Annotated in this window: 19 protein-coding genes and 1 riboswitch; of the genes, 14 read left to right on the plus strand and 5 right to left on the minus strand. The window is 71.2% G+C overall.

From position 1 onward, the window contains the following. Positions 1–11: 11 nt before the first annotated feature. From NVV32_RS04980 to NVV32_RS05010, 7 genes are all read left to right on the plus strand, one after another. Complete coding sequence (locus tag NVV32_RS04980; protein ID WP_055772732.1) at positions 12–695, plus strand: IclR family transcriptional regulator; 684 nt, start codon at positions 12–14, stop codon at positions 693–695. Next, on the plus strand, positions 692–2,353 hold the full coding sequence (gene hutU, locus NVV32_RS04985) for a urocanate hydratase (protein ID WP_055772730.1): 1,662 nt from the start codon (positions 692–694) through the stop codon (positions 2,351–2,353). The genes NVV32_RS04980 and hutU overlap by 4 nt, the downstream gene beginning before the upstream one ends. Before the next feature lie 38 nt (positions 2,354–2,391). Then, positions 2,392–3,609 carry an allantoate amidohydrolase gene (locus NVV32_RS04990; RefSeq protein WP_422391589.1) on the plus strand — a complete coding sequence of 406 codons (1,218 nt, stop codon included), beginning with the start codon at positions 2,392–2,394 and terminating at the stop codon, positions 3,607–3,609. Then, the gene (locus NVV32_RS04995; protein ID WP_235499002.1) at positions 3,606–5,171 is read left to right on the plus strand and encodes a formimidoylglutamate deiminase; all 1,566 of its coding nucleotides are present in this window, start codon (positions 3,606–3,608) and stop codon (positions 5,169–5,171) included. The genes NVV32_RS04990 and NVV32_RS04995 overlap by 4 nt, the downstream gene beginning before the upstream one ends. Further along, positions 5,171–6,397 carry an amidohydrolase family protein gene (locus tag NVV32_RS05000; protein WP_055772724.1) on the plus strand — a complete coding sequence of 409 codons (1,227 nt, stop codon included), beginning with the start codon at positions 5,171–5,173 and terminating at the stop codon, positions 6,395–6,397. Before NVV32_RS04995 ends, NVV32_RS05000 begins: the two co-directional genes overlap by 1 nt. 113 nt (positions 6,398–6,510) lie before the next feature. Beyond that, on the plus strand, positions 6,511–7,374 hold the full coding sequence (locus NVV32_RS05005) for a CPBP family intramembrane glutamic endopeptidase (RefSeq protein ID WP_422391590.1): 864 nt from the start codon (positions 6,511–6,513) through the stop codon (positions 7,372–7,374). 141 nt (positions 7,375–7,515) lie between these two features. After that, positions 7,516–7,821, plus strand: coding sequence for a DUF1540 domain-containing protein (locus tag NVV32_RS05010; RefSeq protein ID WP_152816647.1), 306 nt, complete (start codon positions 7,516–7,518; stop codon positions 7,819–7,821). 88 nt (positions 7,822–7,909) lie between these two features. Here NVV32_RS05010 and NVV32_RS05015 read toward each other — a convergent pair whose 3' ends face one another. Continuing rightward, the gene (locus NVV32_RS05015; protein ID WP_055772719.1) at positions 7,910–8,551 is read right to left on the minus strand and encodes a VOC family protein; all 642 of its coding nucleotides are present in this window, start codon (positions 8,549–8,551) and stop codon (positions 7,910–7,912) included. A 241-nt stretch (positions 8,552–8,792) separates the two neighbouring features. Then, a riboswitch (SAM riboswitch) is annotated at positions 8,793–8,909 on the plus strand. 81 nt (positions 8,910–8,990) lie between these two features. On the opposite strand from NVV32_RS05015, the gene NVV32_RS05020 reads away from it, so the two are divergent. The 3 genes from NVV32_RS05020 (at position 8,991) to NVV32_RS05030 (ending at position 11,834) form a co-directional block, all read left to right on the plus strand. Further along, positions 8,991–10,307, plus strand: coding sequence for a bifunctional o-acetylhomoserine/o-acetylserine sulfhydrylase (locus tag NVV32_RS05020; protein WP_055772716.1), 1,317 nt, complete (start codon positions 8,991–8,993; stop codon positions 10,305–10,307). A 6-nt stretch (positions 10,308–10,313) separates the two neighbouring features. Further along, positions 10,314–11,453, plus strand: coding sequence for a homoserine O-acetyltransferase MetX (gene metX / locus NVV32_RS05025; protein ID WP_082471602.1), 1,140 nt, complete (start codon positions 10,314–10,316; stop codon positions 11,451–11,453). A 138-nt stretch (positions 11,454–11,591) separates the two neighbouring features. Then, the gene (locus tag NVV32_RS05030; protein WP_055772713.1) at positions 11,592–11,834 is read left to right on the plus strand and encodes a hypothetical protein; all 243 of its coding nucleotides are present in this window, start codon (positions 11,592–11,594) and stop codon (positions 11,832–11,834) included. A 229-nt stretch (positions 11,835–12,063) separates the two neighbouring features. Here NVV32_RS05030 and NVV32_RS05035 read toward each other — a convergent pair whose 3' ends face one another. Further along, positions 12,064–12,882, minus strand: coding sequence for an SGNH/GDSL hydrolase family protein (locus NVV32_RS05035; protein ID WP_055772850.1), 819 nt, complete (start codon positions 12,880–12,882; stop codon positions 12,064–12,066). 146 nt (positions 12,883–13,028) lie between these two features. On the opposite strand from NVV32_RS05035, the gene NVV32_RS05040 reads away from it, so the two are divergent. Beyond that, positions 13,029–13,709, plus strand: coding sequence for an alpha/beta hydrolase (locus NVV32_RS05040; RefSeq protein ID WP_055772710.1), 681 nt, complete (start codon positions 13,029–13,031; stop codon positions 13,707–13,709). A gap of 98 nt (positions 13,710–13,807) precedes the next feature. Here NVV32_RS05040 and NVV32_RS05045 read toward each other — a convergent pair whose 3' ends face one another. Then, positions 13,808–14,035: an RNA-binding S4 domain-containing protein gene (locus tag NVV32_RS05045; protein ID WP_055772707.1), complete on the minus strand. Its 228-nt coding sequence runs from the start codon at positions 14,033–14,035 to the stop codon at positions 13,808–13,810. A gap of 40 nt (positions 14,036–14,075) precedes the next feature. Between NVV32_RS05045 and NVV32_RS05050 the strand changes: the two genes are divergently transcribed. Next, the gene (locus NVV32_RS05050; RefSeq protein ID WP_422391591.1) at positions 14,076–15,038 is read left to right on the plus strand and encodes a DMT family transporter; all 963 of its coding nucleotides are present in this window, start codon (positions 14,076–14,078) and stop codon (positions 15,036–15,038) included. Positions 15,039–15,124: 86 nt separating this feature from the next. On the opposite strand, the gene NVV32_RS05055 is transcribed toward NVV32_RS05050, so the two are convergent. After that, positions 15,125–16,750, minus strand: a complete 1,626-nt coding sequence (locus NVV32_RS05055; RefSeq protein ID WP_422391592.1) for a M28 family peptidase — start codon at positions 16,748–16,750, stop codon at positions 15,125–15,127. A 289-nt stretch (positions 16,751–17,039) separates the two neighbouring features. Here NVV32_RS05055 and NVV32_RS05060 point away from each other — a divergent pair, with 289 nt between their 5' ends. Next, on the plus strand, positions 17,040–18,428 hold the full coding sequence (locus NVV32_RS05060; RefSeq protein ID WP_422391593.1) for a glycine--tRNA ligase: 1,389 nt from the start codon (positions 17,040–17,042) through the stop codon (positions 18,426–18,428). Continuing rightward, positions 18,428–19,339 (plus strand): GNAT family N-acetyltransferase, encoded by a 912-nt coding sequence (locus NVV32_RS05065; protein WP_422391594.1) that lies wholly within the window; start codon positions 18,428–18,430, stop codon positions 19,337–19,339. The genes NVV32_RS05060 and NVV32_RS05065 overlap by 1 nt, the downstream gene beginning before the upstream one ends. Before the next feature lie 8 nt (positions 19,340–19,347). Here NVV32_RS05065 and NVV32_RS05070 read toward each other — a convergent pair whose 3' ends face one another. Then, positions 19,348–20,133, minus strand: a complete 786-nt coding sequence (locus NVV32_RS05070; RefSeq protein WP_422391595.1) for a lysophospholipid acyltransferase family protein — start codon at positions 20,131–20,133, stop codon at positions 19,348–19,350. Positions 20,134–20,162: the final 29 nt, after the last annotated feature.

The following is a 20,162-nucleotide window of genomic DNA, read 5'->3' on the forward strand; positions in this document are numbered from 1 at the left end:
AAGGAGGCGGCATGGCGGAATCGTCCACCCGCACGGTGGAGCGGGCACTGGTGCTGCTCGGCGCTGTCTGCGAGGCGGGATCGATCACGCTCGCCGACGCCGCGCGCGGGACCGGGCTCTCGGCGTCGACCGCCCTGCGGCTCCTGCGCACCCTCGAGAGCACGGGTTTCGTCCGGCGGGACGGCGACGGCTCCTACCGCCCCGGGCTCCGCGTGGTCCAGCTCGGGGCTCAGGCGCTCGGGCAGGAATCCCTCGTCTCCCTCGCCGAGCCCGCCCTCGAACGGCTGGTGGGGCAGACGGGGGAGTCCGCCTACCTGAGCGTCCCGTCGCACGACGGGCAGGGCGTGTACCTCGCCATGCGCGAGGGGACGCATTCGGTGCGCCACGCCAGCTGGGTGGGGCGCAGCATCCCGCTGGACGGCACGGCTGTCGGCGCGGTCCTGGCGGGCGCAGCCGGGCCGGACGGCTTCGTCGTCGTGCGCGACGGCGTGGAGGCCGATGTGACGGCCGTCGCCGCGCCGGTGTCCCCGGGCGGACGCGTGGTCGCGGCGATCAGCGTCGTCGTCCCCAGCTACCGCATCACCGCCACGGAGGCTCGCCGCCTCGGCGCACTCGTCGCCCGTGAGGCCGAGGACCTGCTCGCCCACATCCCGGCCGGCCCGCTCGGGCACGACCTGACAGGAGAACCCGCATGACCACCCACGATCCCGCCCGCTCCATCCGTGCGGCACGCGGAACGCAGCTCACCGCGAAGAGCTGGCAGACCGAGGCACCGCTCCGCATGCTCATGAACAACCTCGACCCCGAGGTCGCCGAGCGCCCCGAGGACCTGGTCGTCTACGGCGGCACGGGCAGGGCTGCGCGCAGCTGGGAGGCGTACGACGCGATCGTGCGCACCCTCGAGACGCTCGACGACGACGAGACGCTCCTCGTGCAGTCCGGCAAGCCCGTCGGCGTCTTCCGCACGAACCCCTGGGCTCCGCGCGTCCTGCTCGCCAACTCGAACCTCGTGGGGGACTGGGCCACCTGGCCGGAGTTCCGCCGCCTGGAGGCCGAGGGCCTCATGATGTACGGGCAGATGACGGCCGGCTCCTGGATCTACATCGGCACGCAGGGCATCCTGCAGGGCACGTACGAGACCTTCGCCGCGATCGCCCGCAAGCGCTTCGGCGGCACCCTCGCCGGCACCCTGACGCTCACGGGCGGGTGCGGCGGCATGGGTGGTGCGCAGCCGCTCGCCGTCACCCTGAACGGCGGGGCAGTCCTGATCGTCGACGTCAGCGAGGCGCGCCTCCGCCGCCGCGTCGCCAAGCGCTACCTGGACACCGTGGTGGACACGCTCGACGACGCCGTCGCGCAGGTCCTCGCCGCGAAGCGTGAGAAGCGCGCTCTGTCGGTCGGTGTCGTGGGGAATGCGGCCGCCGTGTTCCCCGAACTGCTCCGGCGCGGGTTCGACGTCGACATCGTCACGGACCAGACCTCCGCGCACGATCCGCTCAGCTACCTGCCGGAAGGCATCGCCCCCGACGAGTGGGAGCGTGAATCCGCGGCGGACCCCGACGGCTTCACGAAGAAGGCCCAGGTGTCCATGGCCCTGCAGGTCGAGGCGATGGTGGGCTTCCAGGACGCCGGCGCCGAAGTATTCGACTACGGCAACTCCATCCGCGACGAGGCCCGGAAGGGCGGCTACGGCCGCGCCTTCGCCTTCCCCGGCTTCGTGCCCGCCTACATCAGGCCGCTGTTCTGCGAAGGGCTCGGTCCGTTCCGCTGGGTGGCCCTCTCCGGGGACCCGGCGGACATCGCGGTCACCGATGCCGCCCTGAAGGAGCTGTTCCCCGACAACGTGCACCTGCACCGCTGGCTCGACGCCGCCGCCGAGCACGTCGAGTTCGAGGGCCTGCCCGCCCGGATCTGCTGGCTCGGGTACGGGGACCGCGCGAAGGCCGGGCTGCTCTTCAACCGCCTGGTCGCGGAGGGCAGGGTGTCCGCGCCGATCGTCATCGGCCGCGACCACCTCGATTCCGGCTCCGTCGCCTCCCCCTACCGCGAGACGGAGGCCATGGCGGACGGGTCGGACGCCGTCGCCGACTGGCCCCTGCTCAACGCCCTGCTCACCACGTCCTCCGGAGCCACCTGGGTGTCCATCCACCACGGCGGCGGCGTCGGGATCGGCCGGTCCATCCATGCGGGCCAGGTGTCCGTGGCCGACGGCACCGAGCTCGCCGCCCAGAAGCTCGAGCGCCTGCTCACCAACGATCCCGGCATGGGCGTCATCCGCCACGTCGATGCGGGATACGAGAGGGCACGCGAGATCGCCTCCCAGCGTGGCGTGCGCATCCCCATGGAATCCTGAGCAGGACACCACCCGCCCCACCGCAGGAAGGCACCCTCGTGCAGACCGTCTCCACCGTCCTCGACTCCATCAGCGACGTCGGCCGCGACACGTCCCGCGGCGGCTACTCCCGCGGGGTCTTCACCTCCGCCGAGCTGTCGCTGCGCGAATGGTTCGCCGCTGAGGCGACGGCCCGCGGGCTCGCGGTGGAGACGGACCGCAACGGCATCCTGTGGGGTTGGTGGGATGTCACGGGCAGCCGCGACGGCGCGCTGGTCACCGGCAGCCACCTCGACTCCGTACCCGGCGGTGGTGCGTTCGACGGGCCGCTCGGTGTCGCCTCGGCCCTCGCTGCCGTGGACCTCCTGCGCGAGCGCGGGGTGCAGACGCACCGGTCGCTGGCCGTGACGGTGTTCCCCGAGGAGGAGGGGTCCCGCTTCGGGGTGTCCTGCCTCGGCTCCCGGCTGCTCACCGGCTCCCTCGACCCGGACCACGTGCGCTCGCTCACCGACACCGACGGCACCACCTTCGCCGACGCCGCGCGTTCCGCCGGGATCGACGTCGCACACCTCGGCCGCGACGAGGAGGCCGCCCGCCGGATCGGCGACTTCGTGGAGCTGCACGTGGAGCAGGGCCGCGGGCTGATCGACCTCGACTCCGCCGTCGCCATCGGCTCCACGATGCTGGGCCACGGTCGCTGGCGCCTCTCAATCACCGGGCAGGGGAACCACGCCGGCACCACCCTCATGGCGGACCGTGCCGACCCGATGGTCGCCGCCGCGCAGGTGGTCCTCGCGGCCAGGAGGATCGCGGCCGAGCAGGAGGGGGCGCGGGCCACCGTCGGCCGGCTGCAGCCCGTCCCCGGCGGAACGAACGTCATCGCGTCCCGCGTGGACCTCTGGCTCGACGTCCGCCACGAGGAGGACGCCGTCACCGCACAGCTCATCGAGAAGATCCACGGCCAGGCCCAGAAGATCTGCGCCTTCGAGGGCTGCCGTGCCACGCTCACGGAGGAGTCGCGCAGCAGCACCGTCCACTTCGACGGCGCCCTGCAGCGGACACTGCACAACGCACTCGGGCGTTCCTTCCCGGGCACGCCGACCCTGCCCACGGGCGCGGGGCACGACGCCGGGATCCTCGGCAGCATCGCGCCGACGGCCATGCTCTTCGTCCGCAATCCCACGGGCATCAGCCACTCGCCGGAGGAGTTCGTGGAGCGCGACGACGCCGACGCCGGCGCCACCGCGCTCGCGGACGTGCTCGAAGACCTGCTGTGATCCGAGCCGCACACCGCATCGGGCGCGCCGTCCCTGCTCGCCCGGCGGGCCCCGCCCTCGTTCGCCCGGCAGGACCCGGCGGCCTCGCAGTCCCGGCGGGTCCCGCCGGTCACGCACTGACCGGCGGCCCGGCCGATCCTGCGTCCCGTGCCGTCCGGGCGGTCTGGTGTGAGTCCGCGTGGCTCGGCACGGAGGGCGTGGTCGAGGCCGTGCGGATCGAGGTCGACGCCGACGGGTACGTGGCCGGCGTCCGCCCGGGCCACCCCGCGCAGGAGGGCGACGTCGTCCTCCACGGCGTGGCCTTCCCCGCCGCCGCGAACGGACACTCCCACGCCTTCCACCGGGCGCTGCGCGGTCGGACGCACGACCGCGGCGGGACGTTCTGGACGTGGCGGGAGACGATGTACCGGGTAGCACGGGCCCTCACGCCGGCACTGTACGAGGACCTCGCCACCGCCGCCTACGCCGAGATGGTCGCCGCGGGCTGGACGAGCGTCGCCGAGTTCCACTACATCCACCACCTTCCCGACGGGACGCCGTACGGCCACGCGACCGGCGAACCCCACGCGATGGAACTCGCCCTCGCCCGAGCCGCCGTGCGCGCCGGCATCCGGCTGACCCTGCTCGACACGTGCTACCTCGCCGGCGGTTTCGGGCAGCCGCTCGAGGACGGGCAGCGCCGGTTCTCGGACGGGAGCGCAGAGCGGTGGCTCGAGCGGCTGGACGCGCTGCGGGCCACCGTCGCCGGGCTGTACCCGGACCACCACGTGTCGGTCGGGGCGGCCCTGCACTCGGTGCGGGCCGTGCCGGAGCGGGACCTCGCGGTGATCGCGGACCGGCTGCCGGCCGATCTGCCCCTCCACGTGCATCTCTCCGAGCAGCCCGCAGAGAACGAGGACTGCCTCCGCGCGACCGGACTGACGCCCGCCGGTCTGCTGCAGCGGCACGGACTCGTGGACCGGCGCCTCTCGGTGGTCCACGCCACCCATCTCGGCGAGGAGGACATCGCCCTGCTCGGCGGTGCGGGCGCCGGTGTCGTGCTCTGTCCCACCACCGAGGCGGACCTCGCCGACGGGCTCGGGCCGGCGGGTCCGCTCCGCGCGGCGGGAGCGGTCCTGGCGCTCGGCACCGACCAGCACGCCGTCGTCGACCCCTGGCTGGAGATGCGCGCGCTCGAATACGGCGAGCGGCTCCGCACCGGGCGGCGCGGCCACTTCGACCCGGAGACCCTGCACGGCATCGCCTCGTCGGGCGGCGCCCGGGCGCAGGGTCGCCGGAGCGCCGGCATCGGTGCCGGGTCCGTCGCCGACCTCATGGCCATCGATCCGCACACCGCCCGTACCGCCGGGTCCTCGTGGGACCAGCTCGCCTACACGGCGACGGCGCAGGACGTGACGGGCGTCGTCGTCGGCGGGGTGCTCACCGCCCGGAACGGTACCCACGTCACCCTCGGGGATCCCGCCGGGTCGCTCGTCGCAGCGATCGACCGGCTGGACGCCGCGGTGGCCGCCGACGGTCAGACCTCCGCATCCAGCTACATCCACCCCCGGGAGCGGCACTGATGTCCATCCTCATCACGCACATCGGCGAGCTGACGACGCAGGACGCCGGGCACGCCGTCCTGCAAGATGCCGCCGTGGTCCTCGAGGGGGAGCGGATCAGCTGGATCGGCCCGGCCTCGGCAGCACCCGCGGCGGACACGGCCTACGACGCCGGTGGCCGCGCGGGCCTGCCCGGCTGGGTGGACAGTCATACGCACCTCGTCTTCGCCGGCGATCGCACCGCCGAGTTCGAGGCCCGGATGGCGGGGGAGTCCTATGCCGCGGGCGGCATCGCCGTCACGGTCGAGGCGACGCGCGCCGCGGGGGACTACGACCTCACGCGCCTCCTGCTGGCCCGGGTCGCCGAGGCCGCCTCGGGCGGGACCACCTACGTCGAGACGAAGACGGGGTACGGGCTCGATGTCGGGCACGAGGCCCGCAGCGCGCGCATCGCCGCCGGCGTCGTCGACGAGGTCACCTTCCTCGGCGCGCACCTCGTCCCGCGCGGGTGGGACGCGGACGCGTACACGGACCTCGTCTGCGGACCGATGCTCGACGCCGTCCGCCCCTTCGTCCGCTGGGCGGACGTCTTCTGCGAGACCGGTGCCTTCACGGCCGACCAGTCCCGCCGCGTCCTCGCCGCCTGCGCCGCGGCCGGACTCGGCCTGCGCGTGCACGGCAACCAGCTGGGCCCCGGCCACGGGGTGGCCCTGGCCGTCGAGTTCGGCGCCGCCAGCGTGGACCACGTCAACCACCTGGCCGACGGCGATGTCGACGCGCTCGCCGGCACCTGGGACGCCGGCACCTCGAACGCCGGCCCCTGGAACGCCGGGCATGGACGACCCGGCACCGTCGCGACGTGCCTGCCCGCCTGCGACCTCTCGACCCGGCAACCCTTCCCGCCCGCGCGCCGGCTCCTCGACGCCGGAGTCCAGATCGCGCTCGCGAGCAACTGCAACCCCGGGACGTCCTACACCAGCTCCATGGGCTTCTGCGTCGCCACGGCCGTCCTGCAGATGGGCCTCACCGTCCACGAGGCCGTGCGCGCCGCGACCTACGGCGGAGCCCTCGCCCTGCGCCGGCACGCGGGCGACGACGCCGACGGACGCCGGGCGGTCGGCTCTCTCGCGGTGGGACACAGGGCCGACCTGCAACTGCTGAACGCGCCGTCGGCGGCTCACCTGGCCTACCGGCCGGGGATGCCGCTCGTGCATGCGGTGTGGAAGGCGGGCACGCGCGTCCGCTAGCCCGTCCGGGCCGTCCGGACCGTCCGGACCGTCCGGACCGTCCGGACCGTCCGGCACGCAGAGTGCTCGACGGCGGGTTGGGAATCCCCAGCCGGCGCTGGGAGGATGACGCCATGCATCCGGATCCTCCCTCCTCCGCACACCTGCAGCCCGGTTCCCCGTCCACGTCCCGGTCCGGACCACGTGCATCCGGGACCGGCGGCACGCCCGAGCCCACGTCGGGGCCGGCCTCCGCTCCTCGGCGCCGCATCAGGGTGGAGCTGCTCATCGTCCTCGGACTCTCGCTCGGGCAGTCCGGCGTCTACGCGATCGTCAACCTCGCGGAGAAGCTCACCCGCGGACCGCTCGCCGCCCAGACCACCACACTGAATCCGGTGCTCAACGAGCGCCAGTACTTCGATCTCACGTACCAGCTCCTGAACATCGCCTTCGCGCTGGTCCCGGTGGCCCTGGTCCTCTACCTCCTCGGCGGTCACGGGGTCTCCGCCTTCCGCCGGCTCGGGTTCACGTTCGAGAAACCGCTCCGGACGGTGGGTTTCGGCGTCGGGCTCGCGGGCATCATCGGCGTCGGGACGCTCGGCGTCTACGCCGGGGGGAGGGCGCTCGGCATCACCACCGCGCTCGTCCCGGCGGCGCTGGACGCCTACTGGTGGACCATCCCGGTGCTCGTCCTGTCCGCGGTGCGGCACGCCGTGCTGGAGGAGGTGATCGTGGTGGGGTATCTGTTCATCCGGTTGCGTGAGCTCGGATGGTCGACGCCCGCCATCGTCGTCAGCAGTGCCCTCCTGCGCGGCAGCTATCACCTGTACCAGGGTTTCGGCCCGTTCATCGGCAACGTCCTGATGGGTCTGCTGTTCGGCTGGTTCTACACGCGCACGCGCCGTGTCATGCCGCTGGTGATCGCGCACGCGCTCATCGACATCACCGGTTTCGTCGGATTCGCGCTCATCGGACCGGCCATCGGAATTGGCGGTTGAATAAAGAAAGGCTTCCCTTTGTTCATTTGCGCGCACGAATCATGACTAAATTATCCGCTAATTACGGGTTTATGCTCACTTCATCCGGCACAGACAACGGCGGCTCCGACAGGGACCCCACCGGACCAGCCAGGAGGAATCATGAGCAGCGCCCCCAGTGCCCCCAGTGTCACCAGTGTCTCCGAGTGCAGTGTCCACAACTGCTCCTTCAACCACGACGGCTGCACCGCCGTCGCCATCACGGTGTCGGGCAGCGAGGAGCACGCCTCGTGTGCCACGTTCATCGACACGTCCATCAGCGGCGGGCTGCCGAAGATGCTCGCGCACGTCGGCGCCTGCCAGCGCTCCGAGTGCAGCTTCAACCACGATCTCCTCTGCAGCGCGCCGGCCGTGAAAGTGGGTCCGGGTGCCGAGGCCGCTGACTGCCTCACCTACACGCACGCCTGACCGGCTGAGGCGGTCGACAACGGCCGCCACACGGAGAAGGACCGGACGACAGTCCGGTCCTTCTCCGTGTTCGCCTCGTCGCGAGCTCTCAGATCTCGACGCGTCCCTCGCCGGTCTCGAAGGTCACGGACATGATGCCGGGGGTGCCGTTCGGAGCGATCCACTGCACCTGGACGCCGTCGAGCGTCTCCTCGACCGCAGTGCCGAGCCACTCGGTGACGCGCTCGGAGGACCCCGCGATGGTCAGGCAGTCGAGCTTGACCGACGCCGGGCGTGCCTTGGACGGGTGGAGTTCCTCGGTGCCCTCGTCCCAGCGGAGGAGGTAGGGGACCTGCGGGTCCGCGATGAGGCCCTTGATGCCGATCTGCTGCCAGGTCAGTTCCTGGCCGTCCGGGAACTTGCGGTTCCCTGGGACGGCGCTGCGGCCGAGGCGTTCCTCGAACGGGCCCAGGTCGTCGACAGCGACGCACCAGCCCATCCAGCCTCCGCCGGCCTCGGAGCGGGCGCGGACGGCCTGGCCGAAGGGCGCCTTGTCCGACGCAGGGTGGTTCAGCACCTCCACGACCTCGAGGTACTGGCTGTTGGCCAGCGGGAAGATCATGTTGCGGGTGCCGAAACGCGGGTGCACACCGCCCTTCACGGGCTCCATGCCGAGCCGGGCCGAGATCCGGTCGGCGGTCGCGGCAAGTCCATCGGGTTCACAGGCATAAGAGACGTGGTCCAGGCGCATGCGGTTATTTTGGCACTAAGTGATGCACCTCTCGACTTAGGGCCGCCTTACCCGTGGACAGCGCCCACCGGCCCTGCCGGAGCGCCGTCCGAGGCGGCGGCGGAGCACAGAGCCGGTGGGTCGGATGCCGGCGCGAGGCACCGCCGGGAACCGGAGGGGCACCTGGGGCGACGTTCCGTGCCGGCTTCACGGAGGGTCACACGGGTTGCCGGACACGCTCCCATACGTTTTCATGGGTGCAGGTCATGAGTGCCAGCACGAAGCCCCGGCTTGCTGGCCGGCAACCCTCCAACCGCGGTGGGGTGCCCCGGGTGAGGACCAGGTCCGGCGCCGGTTCGGCGTCGTTCAAGCGCGGGCTCCTGCGGGGCCCGGTCTCCCGGAGCCGGAACTGTCGGCGGGAGCATCGGAGATCGCAGGGCCCCTACCGACAGGGAGCACCATGTCCAACGATTGGTCTTTCGAGACACGCCAGATCCACGCCGGCCAGGTGCCGGACGCAGCCACGGGGTCCCGGGCCCTCCCCATCTACCAGACCTCCTCGTTCGTGTTCCCGAGCGCCGAGAGTGCGGCGAACCGGTTCTCGCTGACCGAGCTCGCGCCCATCTACACCCGGATCGGCAATCCGACGCAGGAGGCCGTGGAGACCCGGATCGCGAGCCTGGAGGGTGGCGTCGGTGCGCTGCTCCTCGCCTCGGGCCAGGCCGCCGGGACCTTCGCGGTGCTGAACATCGCCGAGGCGGGGGACCACATCGTCGCCAGCCCGAGCCTCTACGGGGGTACGTACAACCTGTTCAGGCACACACTGAAGAAATTCGGGATCGAGACCACGTTCGTGGAGGACCCGGACGATCTCGAGCAGTGGCGTGCGGCGGTCCGCCCGAACACCAAGCTCTTCTTCGGCGAAGTGGTCTCCAATCCCCGCCAGGACGTCCTCGATCTGGAGGGCATCAGCGGTGTCGCCCACGAGCACGGGCTCCCGCTGATCGTGGACAACACGCTCTCCACCCCGTATCTCATCCGGCCCATCGAGTGGGGCGCGGATATCGTGGTCCACTCGGCCACGAAATACCTGGGCGGGCACGGCACCGCGATCGCGGGCGTGATCGTGGACTCCGGGAACTTCGACTTCGCCCGGTACCCGGAGCGGTTCCCCGGCTTCAACACGCCGGACGAGAGCTACCACGGACTCGTCTACGCGCGTGACCTCGGTGTCGGAAGCCCGCTCGGCGCCAACCTCGCCTACATCCTCAAGGCACGGGTGCAGCTCCTGCGCGATCTCGGCGCCGCGGTCTCTCCGTTCAACGCCTTCCTGATCGCGCAGGGCCTCGAGACGCTCAGCCTCAGGGTGGAGCGGCATGTGCAGAACGCCCAGGCCGTCGCCGAGTGGCTGGAGGCGCACGACGACGTCGAGCGGGTCTCCTACGCGGGCCTGCCGTCCAGCCCCTGGTACGAGCGCGGCCGGAAGTACGGGCGCATCGGCACGGGGGCGATCGTGAGCTTCGACATCGCCGGGGGGCTCGAGGCGGGCAAGCGCTTCGTCGACGGTCTCGAACTGCACTCGCACGTGGCGAACGTGGGGGATGTGCGGTCGCTCGTCATCCACCCCGCATCCACCACCCACAGCCAGCTCGGCGCGGAGGCGCAGCTCACGGCGGGCGTCCGGCCGGGCCTCGTCCGCCTGTCCGTGGGACTCGAGAACATCACCGACATCCTCGCCGACCTCGACGCCGGCTTCCGAGCGGCCAAAGGAGCCTGACCCTTCGTGACCACCTACCCTCCCGCTCCGCTGCACCAGGGGAACGACGCCGGCCCCTCGGGGGACGGGTTCCTGCGCGTCGCCCCGATCGGCCCCCTGGCCCTCGAGACCGGGGGCGCGCTGCCGGACGTGCAGCTCGCCTTCGAGACGTGGGGGGAGCTGGATGCGGAGGCATCGAACGCGGTGCTGGTGCAGCACGCCCTCACGGGCAGCTCGCACGTCGCACGCGGTGCGTCGGAGGAGGAGGGCTGGTGGGACGCGCTCGTGGGCCCCGGGCGGACGGTGGACACGGACCGCTTCTTCGTGGTGTCGATCAACATGGTGGGCGGCTGCTACGGCTCGACGGGGCCGGCCAGCCTGGCGCCCGACGGTGCCCCCTGGGGCTCCCGTTTCCCGTTCGTCACCATCCGGGACGGGGTTCGGGCGGAGGCGTTGCTCGCCGACCAGCTCGGCATCCACCGCTGGCACTCGGTCCTCGGCGGATCCATGGGAGGCGCGCGTGCCCTCGAGTGGGCCCTGATGTACCCGGACCGCGTGGAGCGATGCGCCGTCATCGCCTGCACAGCCGCCAGTTCGGCCGAACAGATAGCGTTCGCCCAGGCGCAGCTGCAGGCGATCCGCCTGGATCCCGCCTACCGCGGCGGCGACTACTACGACGGTCCGCATCCGGATGCGGGCCTCGGGCTGGCGCGCCGCATCGCCCACATCACCTACCGCTCGGAAGGGGAGTTCGAGACACGCTTCGGCCGGAGCGAGCAGGATGCCGAGCAACCCCTCGGTGCGGTGGTGCCCGCCGACCGTGGGCGGTACCAGGTGGAGAGTTACCTCGACCACCAGGCCGAGAAGCTGGTGGACCGGTTCGATGCCAACAGCTACGTGATCCTGACGGAGGCGCTCATGAGCCACGACGCCGGCCGCGCCCGGGGGAGCCTCGACGCCGCCCTCGCTGCCGCGCCGGCACAGTTCTTCGTCGCGGCGGTCGGCTCCGACCGGCTGTACGTCCCCGGGCAGTCCCATCGCCTGGCGGCGGGGCTGCCCGGGGAGGTGCCCGTCCACACGATCACCTCACCGGTGGGCCACGATGCCTTCCTCACGGAGATCCACCAGCTCGACGCGCAGTTGCGCGATGCCTTCTACGCGAAGTAGAAGTTTCGCGGCGGCTGCTGTTGGGTTTCTCCGGGCCTGCCCCTAGGCTGGGAGCTAAGCCTGCTTATCGATTGCCGGCAGGCAAGCCCGGGACCCTGTCCCGCGCGCACCACACCGACGGATGAAGAGGAGCTGTTCATGGAACTGAGCACCATTGGCTGGAACCAGGAAGCACGCGACAAGATCCTGCTCGACGCCGACCGGGCGCTGCAGGGCGCGGTGAAGGAGGCGGCGGAGACCATGGACGGCAAGTCCCGCGACGAGGTCTACGAGTTCCTCTTCGAGAAGCTCAAGCCGCAGTTCGTCGACTTCAAGCCGGGGCCCGATCTCAGCGCCTGCGCGGACGCGGTCGCCAACGGCGAGGTCGCGCTCGAGAGCTGACTCCAGGGCGTCGCCCTCGGCGCCCTCAAGACACCGGTGATGACCGGTCGGCTGCCCGCCGACCGGTCATCGTCGTCTCCGGGACGCCGGGAAGGGTCGTCCCTGGGACGCGGTGAAGGGTCGCGTCCGGGACGCGGGACGGCTCGCCTCCGGGACGCCGGGAACACTGGTCCCCGGGCCGACGAGCGAGGGGCGGCGGACGGCCCCGCGTGCCGCGGCGGACGGCGAGCTAGTCCGCGGCGCCCGGTGGCATGCCCGGTCCGAAGATCGGTGCCGGTTCGAGCCGCTTGGCGGTGACGCCGTCTCCCGAGGACTGGTGCCGCAGGCGGCGCAGGACCCACGGCACGAAGTACTCGCGTGCCCACACGAGGTCCTCCGCGCGTGCGGCCCGCCAGGTGCGAGCCGGCAGCTCCTTGGGCTGCAGCGGCTCGAGGGTGTGCCTCACCGCGAGGGTGTCGAGGACCATCGCGGCGATGGTGTGGTGGCCGAGCGGCGAGAAGTGCAGCCTGTCCGTGGACCACATCTGCGGATCGAGCAGCTGCCGGAGCGCCCACATGTCCGCGATGACCGCCTCGTGCCGCGTCGCGATGGTGCGCAGGTTCTCGTTGTAGATCGCGGTCTTGGAGCGGATGCTCCCGAGGACGGTCTCGCGCACGTCCGGTCCCGTGAACAGCACCACGGTCGTCCCCGAACCGGCGAGGGTCCCGACGACGTCGTCGAGCTTGGCCGCGAGCAGATCGGGATCGCCGCCCGGACGCAGCAGGTCGTTGCCGCCTGCCGAGATGGTGACGAGGTCGGGACGCAGGGTGATCGCGGCGTCGACCTGCTGGTCGACGATCTGCTGGAGGAGGCGCCCGCGCACGGCGAGGTTCGCGTAGGCGAAGTTCGACTGGCCGCGCGCCAGTTCCTCGGCGACGCGGTCCGCCCAGCCGCGATTACCGCCGACGCTGGCCGGGTTCGGATCGCCGATCCCCTCGGTGAAGGAGTCACCGAGTGCCACGTAGCGATGCCACGGGTGCGGCTCGGAGTTGAGGGTGGGGTCGATCATCGGGCCGTTCGGGATGGGCTGGGCGTTGCTCTGCGGGGGACCCCCGGTGTTCGCTGCACTCACCGCACCATTGTGACCGCTGCCGGCCGCCGGACACCAGCCATCCGGAGTGCAGGGAGTCATCGCCCCGTGACAGGATGGACGGCATGACTGAATCCGCCTCCGGCACCGCCGCGCCCGAGCCACGCTCTTGGGAGCCGGTGGTCCTCTGGTCCAGGCCCGAGTCCGAGCGCGCAGGTACGCCCCTGCTCGTCCTGTTCCACGGCTACATGGCCGACGAGGAGGACCTCATGGGCCTGACGGACCACCTGCCCGGTGAGTTCACCGTGGCCTCCGTCCGGGCGCCGCTGGCCGTGGGCCCCGGCTACTCGTGGTTCCCCCTGGCCCGTGATGCCGACTACTCCGTGGAGCGCGTTGTCGCTGGTGTCGGTGCTGTCTCGGAGTGGCTCGACACCGTACGCGACGTGCATACCAGCGTCAGCATCCTCGGGTTCTCGCAGGGGATGGCGGTGGCGACCTCGCTCCTGCGGCACCGACCCGCGGACTTCACCTGCGTCGTCGGGCTCTCCGGCTTCACCGTCCCCTCGGAGGGTCATGCGTTCTTCCGGGACGAGGACGCCGCTGCGACCCCCACGCCGTTCTTCTGGGGGCGGGACCAGGAGGACCAGGTCATCACTGCGGAGATGATCGAGGTCACCCACGCCTGGCTGACCACCCACACGAAACTGACGAAGATCCTCTACTCGAACATGTTCCACAGCATCAACGTGCAGGAGCTGGCCCATGTCCGCGAGTTCCTCGCGATGACGGTGCTCGGGAAGCGCTGACGCCGGATCCGGACGCGGCGGGAGGACCACCGTGGACGACCCGGCGGCGACGGATGCGCCGAAGCCGCGCGGTGCGGACCACCCGCGTCGGGGAACCGTCAGCCGCGGGTGAGCCGCACCGTCTCGCCGTTGACGCTGATGGTGTCACCCGGGTGGAGCTGGCGTCCGCGCCGTTCCTCGATCTCCCCGTTCACGTGCACCAGCCCGTTGTCGATGAGGGTCTTCGCCTCCACGCCGTCCTCCGCGAGGGAGGCGAGCTTCAGCAGCTGCCCCAGGCGGATCATGTCATCCCGGATGGGCAGTTCTGTGCTGGAGTCGTCGGTCATGCGTCCATCATGCCGGATGCCGCCGGACTAGGCTGTACGGGTGTCCGACGCGCCTCTGCTCCCTCCCTCCGTCAGCTTTCCGCTCGCCCTCGCCGCGGGACTCGCGGTACCCGTCCAGGGCCGGATCAACGGTGCGCTCGGTACCGCCCTGGGGGACGGTATCGCCGCCGCCCTGATCAGTTTCGGCACGGGCCTGGTGGTGATGATCGTCATCACCCTGGCGCTGCCGTCCGCACGCGCCGGTGCGCTGCAGATCCTCCCCTCGGTGCGTGAGCGCCGGTTCCCGCCCTTCTACATCGCCGCCGGTGCGATCGGTGCGTTCTTCGTCTTCACGCAGTCCCTGACCATCGGCTTGATCGGCGTCGCCCTGTTCACCGTGGCCGCCGTGATGGGCCAGTCGCTGAGCGGACTCCTGGTGGACCGGGCCGGGATCGGGCCGGGTGGGAAGCGGGCCGTCACCGCTATGCGCGTCATCGGCGTCGTCCTGACCGTCCTCTCCGTCGTCTGGGCCGTCTCGCCGCGGTTCGGGGGAGCCGGCGAGGTCTCCAGCTGGCTCCTGCCCGTCCTGCTGCCCGTCGCCGGAGGCGTGCTGCTCAGCTTCCAGCAGGCCATGAACGGCACGGCGTCCCTGCACTACGGCACGCCCCTCGCCGCGACCCTCATGAACTTCATCGCCGGGACGGCGGTCCTGCTGGCGGCCTGGCTGGTCAAGCTCGTGATCGCCGGACCGGGGAACCCCCTGCCCTCCGAGTGGTGGTACTACCTCGGCGGACCCATGGGGTGCATTTTCATCGCCCTCGGCGCACTGCTGGTGCGGAGCCTCGGCGTCCTCCTCACCGGTCTGTGCATGATCGGCGGGCAGCTCGTCGGCTCGCTCCTGCTCGACCTCGTGGTCCCGGCGCCCGGGACCATCGTGGCCTTCGCGACCGTGGCCGGGACGCTGCTGACGCTCGGCGCCATCATCCTGACCACGCTGCCCTGGCCGCGCCGCGTCAGTCCCTGAGCCCGGTCCCCTGACCCCGCCGCACGCAGCAGGGGCTGCCCCGTCGGGAGCCGCCCCTGCTGGTCGTGCTGGTCGTGCTGGTCGTGCTAGCGGTCCGCGACCTCGTGGTCGTGGTCGTGCTCCGGGTGGAGCCCGCCGCCACTCTCCGTGCCGCCGCCGAGGGGGTTGCCGTCGAAGCGGTCCTTCTTGCCCTTGCCCTTCACGGGAGTGCCGGCACCATTCACGGCGAACGTGCTCGACGCGTAGGTCACGGTCAGGTGAGCGATGGCGTCGCTCAGCTGGTCGAGGGCCTCGATGCTGAGGTTGTTCGTGTCGTCGCAGGCCGCGTGGTAGCAGGCGTCGTAGGGCGCGCCGGCCACTCCACCGAACAGGGCGGCCTGCTCGGGGGTCTTGATGCCCTCGGCTCCGGTGAAGAGGCCACCCGCAGGGACGCCCTCCGCGATGAAGGGTCCGTAGTCGCTCCTGCCGCTGAACGCGGTCTCACCCGAGGCCAGGCCCACCGATGCGAAGTAGTCGTGGAAGTCCTGCTCGATCCGGCCCGATCCCTCAGGACCGGCCGCCGCGTCGGGACCCACCGGGAAAGCGGAGTTGTCGCCGTCGTACACGAAACGGCCGAAGTTCGGCGAGCCGATCATGTCGAAGTTCAGGTAGAGGCCCACGCGATCGAGCTCATCCTTCTCCACGAGGTCGGCCACGTAGTACTCGGCGCCCAGCAGGCCCTCCTCCTCGGCACCCCACCACGCGAAGCGGACCTTGTTGGCCGTCTTGACCTTGGCCATGCCCTCTGCCACGGCGAGGATCCCGGCGCTGCCCGTCCCGTTGTCGTTGATCCCGGGTCCGGCGAGCACGCTGTCGAGGTGCGCTCCGACCATGACCACGTTGTCAGGATCCCCGGTGCCGGTCTCGGCGATGACGTTGTAGGTCTCCCGGTTCTCGGAGATGGTGTCGACGGCGACACGGCCGGTGACGCCCTCGCCCAGGAGGTCGTTGCCGGCGGCGAAACTGGCTCCGACGACGGGGATGCCCACGAGGTCGGGTGCCCCCAGCGTGCCGGCGACCGCGGCGGTGTTGCCGCCCACGCCGGTGTTGAAGATGATGACCGCCGTCGCGCCCGCGGCCTCGGCGTTGGCGGCCTTGATGGCGAAGGTGCAGCCGCCGCGCTGCACCAGTGCGATCGAGCCGGCCGTGAAGCCGGCGAAGTCCGTGGTCTCGCAGCCACTGGTGCCGGCCGCGCTCGCGGTTCCCGTGGTGTCCACCGTGCGGATCTCGCCGGAGACGTCCCCGGCACCTGAGAACGTCATCGTGGCCACGTCCTCGGCGCCGTAGGTGACGTCGTCGGGCGTGGACTGCTCCAGCACGGCGGGGCTCAACTCGGCGAAGAACGGGAAGAGGAAGGACTGGACAGTCGGCGAGTAGCCCGCTGCCGTGAGCGTGCCCACGATGTAGTCGACGGACGCCGAATAGCCCTCGGTGCCCGAGGCGCGGGTGTTGCCGTTGGCCTCGGCGATGGCGTCGAGGGCCGTGAGGTGCCCCACCACCTTCTCGACCGTCACCGCCGCCCGGAGCTTCTTGGAGGAGTTGTTGGTGCTGTTGTCGAACGTCGGCGCGGCGTTGGCCGCGAAGCTGCCGCTCGCCACGAGGGCGAGGCTGCCGGCGAGGGCCAGCGCCGAGCGTCCGATGCGGGCGCGCGGGCGTACGAAGGAACGGGGCATGGGGGTCCTTTGGGTGCGAGCGGTCCGGACTGTCCGGACGCGGGAGTGACGTGGATCACACGTCGGAGTGTGCTCAACCTAGGAAGCTTCCGCCGTCACGTCAAGGGGGTTCCCCCTGCCCCTCCACGACCGGGTGCAGAGCCTGCCACCACCGCCGACGCCACGGCCCGACCCGGTAGGCTTGCCGGGTAGCTCTGGCGCCCCTGCGACGGGAGCGGACCAGCCTGCACCACGCGCCCCCCACCCGCGGACCGCACCCAGCGGCCTGCAGAGAACCGGAGAAGATCCCATGGCAGCAGCCAAGTCAGCACTCGACCCCATCATCTCGCTCGCCAAGCGGCGCGGCTTCGTCTTCCAGTCGGGTGAGATCTACGGCGGTTCCCGCTCGGCCTGGGACTACGGACCCCTCGGGGCCGAGTTCAAGGAGAACATCAAGCGGCAGTGGTGGCAGACGATGGTGCGCGGCCGGGAGGACGTCGTCGGCCTCGATTCCGCGGTGATCCTGCCCCGGCAGGTCTGGGAGGCCTCCGGCCACGTGGACGTCTTCAGCGATCCCCTCGTGGAGTGCCTCTCCTGCCACAAGCGCTACCGGGCGGACCACCTCGAGGAGGAGTACGAGGAGAAGAAGGGCCGCGCGCCCGAGAACGGCCTCAAGGACGTCACCTGCGCCAACTGCGGGACCAAGGGCCAGTGGACCGAACCGCAGGAGTTCTCCGGACTGCTGAAGACCTTCCTCGGACCGGTCGCGTCGGAGGAGGGCATGCACTACCTGCGCCCCGAGACCGCCCAGGGCATCTTCGTGAACTTCAACAATGTCCTCACGACGGCGCGCAAGAAGCCGCCCTTCGGCATCGGCCAGATCGGCAAGAGCTTCCGTAACGAGATCACGCCGGGCAACTTCATCTTCCGCACCCGGGAGTTCGAGCAGATGGAGATGGAGTTCTTCGTCGAGCCCGGGACGGACGAGGAGTGGCACCGGTACTGGATCGACCAGCGCTTCGCCTGGTACACCGACCTCGGCATCAGGGCGGACAACCTGCGCCTCTTCGAACACCCCCTCGAGAAGCTGAGCCACTACTCCAAGGGCACTACGGACATCGAGTACCGCTTCGGTTTCCAGGGCTCCGAATGGGGAGAACTCGAGGGCATCGCGAACCGCACCGACTTCGACCTCTCGACGCACTCGAAGCACTCGGGTACCGACCTCGGCTACTTCAACCAGGCCACCAACGAGCGCTACACGCCGTTCGTGATCGAGCCCGCGGCCGGCCTCACCCGCTCCTTCATGGCATTCCTCGTGGACGCCTACACGGAGGACGAGGCGCCCAACGCCAAGGGCGGGGTGGACAAGCGCACCGTCCTGAAGCTCGACCCCCGCCTCGCGCCGGTCAAGGCGGCCGTGCTGCCGCTCAGCCGCAACGAGGACCTGTCCCCGAAGGCGAAGGACCTGGCCGCGCAGCTCCGCAAGGGCTGGAACATCGACTTCGACGACGCCGGGGCCATCGGTCGCCGCTACCGGCGCCAGGACGAGATCGGGACCCCGTTCTGCATCACCGTGGACTTCGACACGCTCGAGGACCAGGCCGTCACCATCCGCGAGCGGGACAGCATGGCGCAGGAGCGCGTGTCCCTCGACCAGGTGCAGGGATACCTCGCCGCACGACTGATCGGAGCCTGATGGCCCTCGAGTACCGCGCCTGGCAGGAGGGCGACGACCTCGAGCTCATCCAGCTCTGGGGTGGGCCCGAATCCGCGACGTCGGAGCAGTTCCGGGGGTCCTTCAGGCCGCCGGCGGAGGAGCCCTGGAACCGTTGCATCACCGTGGTGGACCAGGGCGTGCCCGTCGCGGCCGGCTGCGTCTACGGTGCGGCACTGCACCCCGACAGGCTCTGGTGCTACATCGAGGTCGCGGCGGACCACCGGCGCGCGGGCGTCGGCTCCACGCTCCTCACGATGCTCCAGCACGAGGCCGCGGCGTCGCCGTCGGGCATCACGGCACTCCGGTCGAAGGTGACGCCGGGGACGACCGGGTCCGCGTTCGCGCAGGCCACCGGGTTCGGCGCGCTGCAGCGCTCGCGGCTCGTCGTCATCGGACCCGGTGCCCTCGCCGCCCCAGCGCTCGACGACGCCGCGGGTCCCCAACTGGAGGAGGCGGCGACCGGATCGGTGGAACTCACGCGGGCGCTCGCGGCCTTCTACGAGTCCGTCCACGTCTGGGACCGTGCCGAGCTCAGCCTTGGCAGGGCCCAGCTGCTCTTCCTCGGTGATGCCAGCGGCGCCGGCGGGGCGATCGTGCTCCGGGACCGGCCGAAGGCCGACGGCGGCGCGATCGCGACCTTCGCGGTCAGCTACACGCAGGCGCGCACGGACGACCCCGCGGACGTGCTGCTCGGCTACGACACCTCGCTCCCGCCCGCGGAGCAGCAGGCTGCGGTGGCCACGATGATCGCGATGCTGGTGCACCAGTACCCCATCCAGCTGGAGGTCGACGACGCCATGGAGGCCCTCGTCGCCGTCGTCGAGCCCCTGCTCGCCACAGGCGCAGCGCAGCTCGCCGGACCCGAGACGCTGGTCGTCGCGACCGCCTGACCGGGGCGTCAGCCCCGGCTGTGCCTCCCGGCCTTCTTGTCGGCGACATCGGCGGCGTCGCGCTCGGCCTCGGTCATCGCGCCGCCACCGAGGTGCGCGGGCATCCACCAGGCGCCCGCTGCGGGCGTGACCGGGAAGTCGGCGATGCAGGTCTCGATGCCGGCCTGCAGTTCCCGCCGCAGCCGCTCGGTCTCCTCGGCCACGTCGACGTCGGGCGAATGGTGGATGGCGGGGCCGATGTGCAGGCGGATCGGCGACCGCCAGGCACGTTTCAGGGAGAAGCCGTGCCCGCGGGTCAGCAGTCGGTGCGCGCCCCAGACACTGATCGGGATCACGGGTACGCCCGCCTCCGCGGCGAGCCGCACAGGGCCGGTCTTCAGGGCCCGGACGGTGTAGCTCCGGGAGACGCCGGCCTCCGGCAGGATCGCGACGTACTCACCGGCGCGCAGCTTCACCAGGGCGTCGTCGTACGCCTCCGCCCCGGCCGTGCGGTCGGTGACGACGTGCCCGAGCCCGTGGACGACGGGGCTGACGAACCAGTGCTCGGCGGCGCGCCTGGAGATCATGTACCGCGCCTGTATGCGTTCATGGTTCCAGAGGACCAGCTCGGCGAACGCGAAGTCGAGGTAGCCGAAGTGCGTGATGGCGACGACGGCGCCGTGACCCGGGACCGCGCGGCGCGAACGCCCGTTCAGCGGGTCCGAGGCGGGCAGATTCTCGGTTCCCGTGACCCTGACGGGCAGGCGGAGCGCCGTGAAGACGGACTTGCCCGCGTACACCACTGCCCGGTACATGCGGTCACTCTGCCGCGGCTTCCATCCCA

Source organism: Arthrobacter sp. N1 (assembly GCF_048288285.1).
Taxonomy (GTDB): domain Bacteria; phylum Actinomycetota; class Actinomycetes; order Actinomycetales; family Micrococcaceae; genus Arthrobacter_D.

Bases quoted from the DNA above. Each gene is read 5' to 3' on its own strand.
- NVV32_RS05005 (WP_422391590.1), top strand. From the start codon at position 6,511: ATGCATCCGGATCCTCCCTCCTCCGCACACCTGCAGCCCGGTTCCCCG.
- NVV32_RS05015 (WP_055772719.1), bottom strand. From the start codon at position 8,551: ATGCGCCTGGACCACGTCTCTTATGCCTGTGAACCCGATGGACTTGCC.
- NVV32_RS05065 (WP_422391594.1), top strand. From the start codon at position 18,428: ATGGCCCTCGAGTACCGCGCCTGGCAGGAGGGCGACGACCTCGAGCTC.
- NVV32_RS05070 (WP_422391595.1), bottom strand. From the start codon at position 20,133: ATGTACCGGGCAGTGGTGTACGCGGGCAAGTCCGTCTTCACGGCGCTC.
- NVV32_RS05055 (WP_422391592.1), bottom strand. From the start codon at position 16,750: ATGCCCCGTTCCTTCGTACGCCCGCGCGCCCGCATCGGACGCTCGGCG.
- NVV32_RS05010 (WP_152816647.1), top strand. From the start codon at position 7,516: ATGAGCAGCGCCCCCAGTGCCCCCAGTGTCACCAGTGTCTCCGAGTGC.
- NVV32_RS05045 (WP_055772707.1), bottom strand. From the start codon at position 14,035: ATGACCGACGACTCCAGCACAGAACTGCCCATCCGGGATGACATGATC.
- NVV32_RS05035 (WP_055772850.1), bottom strand. From the start codon at position 12,882: ATGATCGACCCCACCCTCAACTCCGAGCCGCACCCGTGGCATCGCTAC.
- NVV32_RS05060 (WP_422391593.1), top strand. From the start codon at position 17,040: ATGGCAGCAGCCAAGTCAGCACTCGACCCCATCATCTCGCTCGCCAAG.
- NVV32_RS05030 (WP_055772713.1), top strand. From the start codon at position 11,592: ATGGAACTGAGCACCATTGGCTGGAACCAGGAAGCACGCGACAAGATC.
- NVV32_RS05000 (WP_055772724.1), top strand. From the start codon at position 5,171: ATGTCCATCCTCATCACGCACATCGGCGAGCTGACGACGCAGGACGCC.
- NVV32_RS05020 (WP_055772716.1), top strand. From the start codon at position 8,991: ATGTCCAACGATTGGTCTTTCGAGACACGCCAGATCCACGCCGGCCAG.
- NVV32_RS05040 (WP_055772710.1), top strand. From the start codon at position 13,029: ATGACTGAATCCGCCTCCGGCACCGCCGCGCCCGAGCCACGCTCTTGG.
- NVV32_RS04980 (WP_055772732.1), top strand. From the start codon at position 12: ATGGCGGAATCGTCCACCCGCACGGTGGAGCGGGCACTGGTGCTGCTC.
- hutU (WP_055772730.1), top strand. From the start codon at position 692: ATGACCACCCACGATCCCGCCCGCTCCATCCGTGCGGCACGCGGAACG.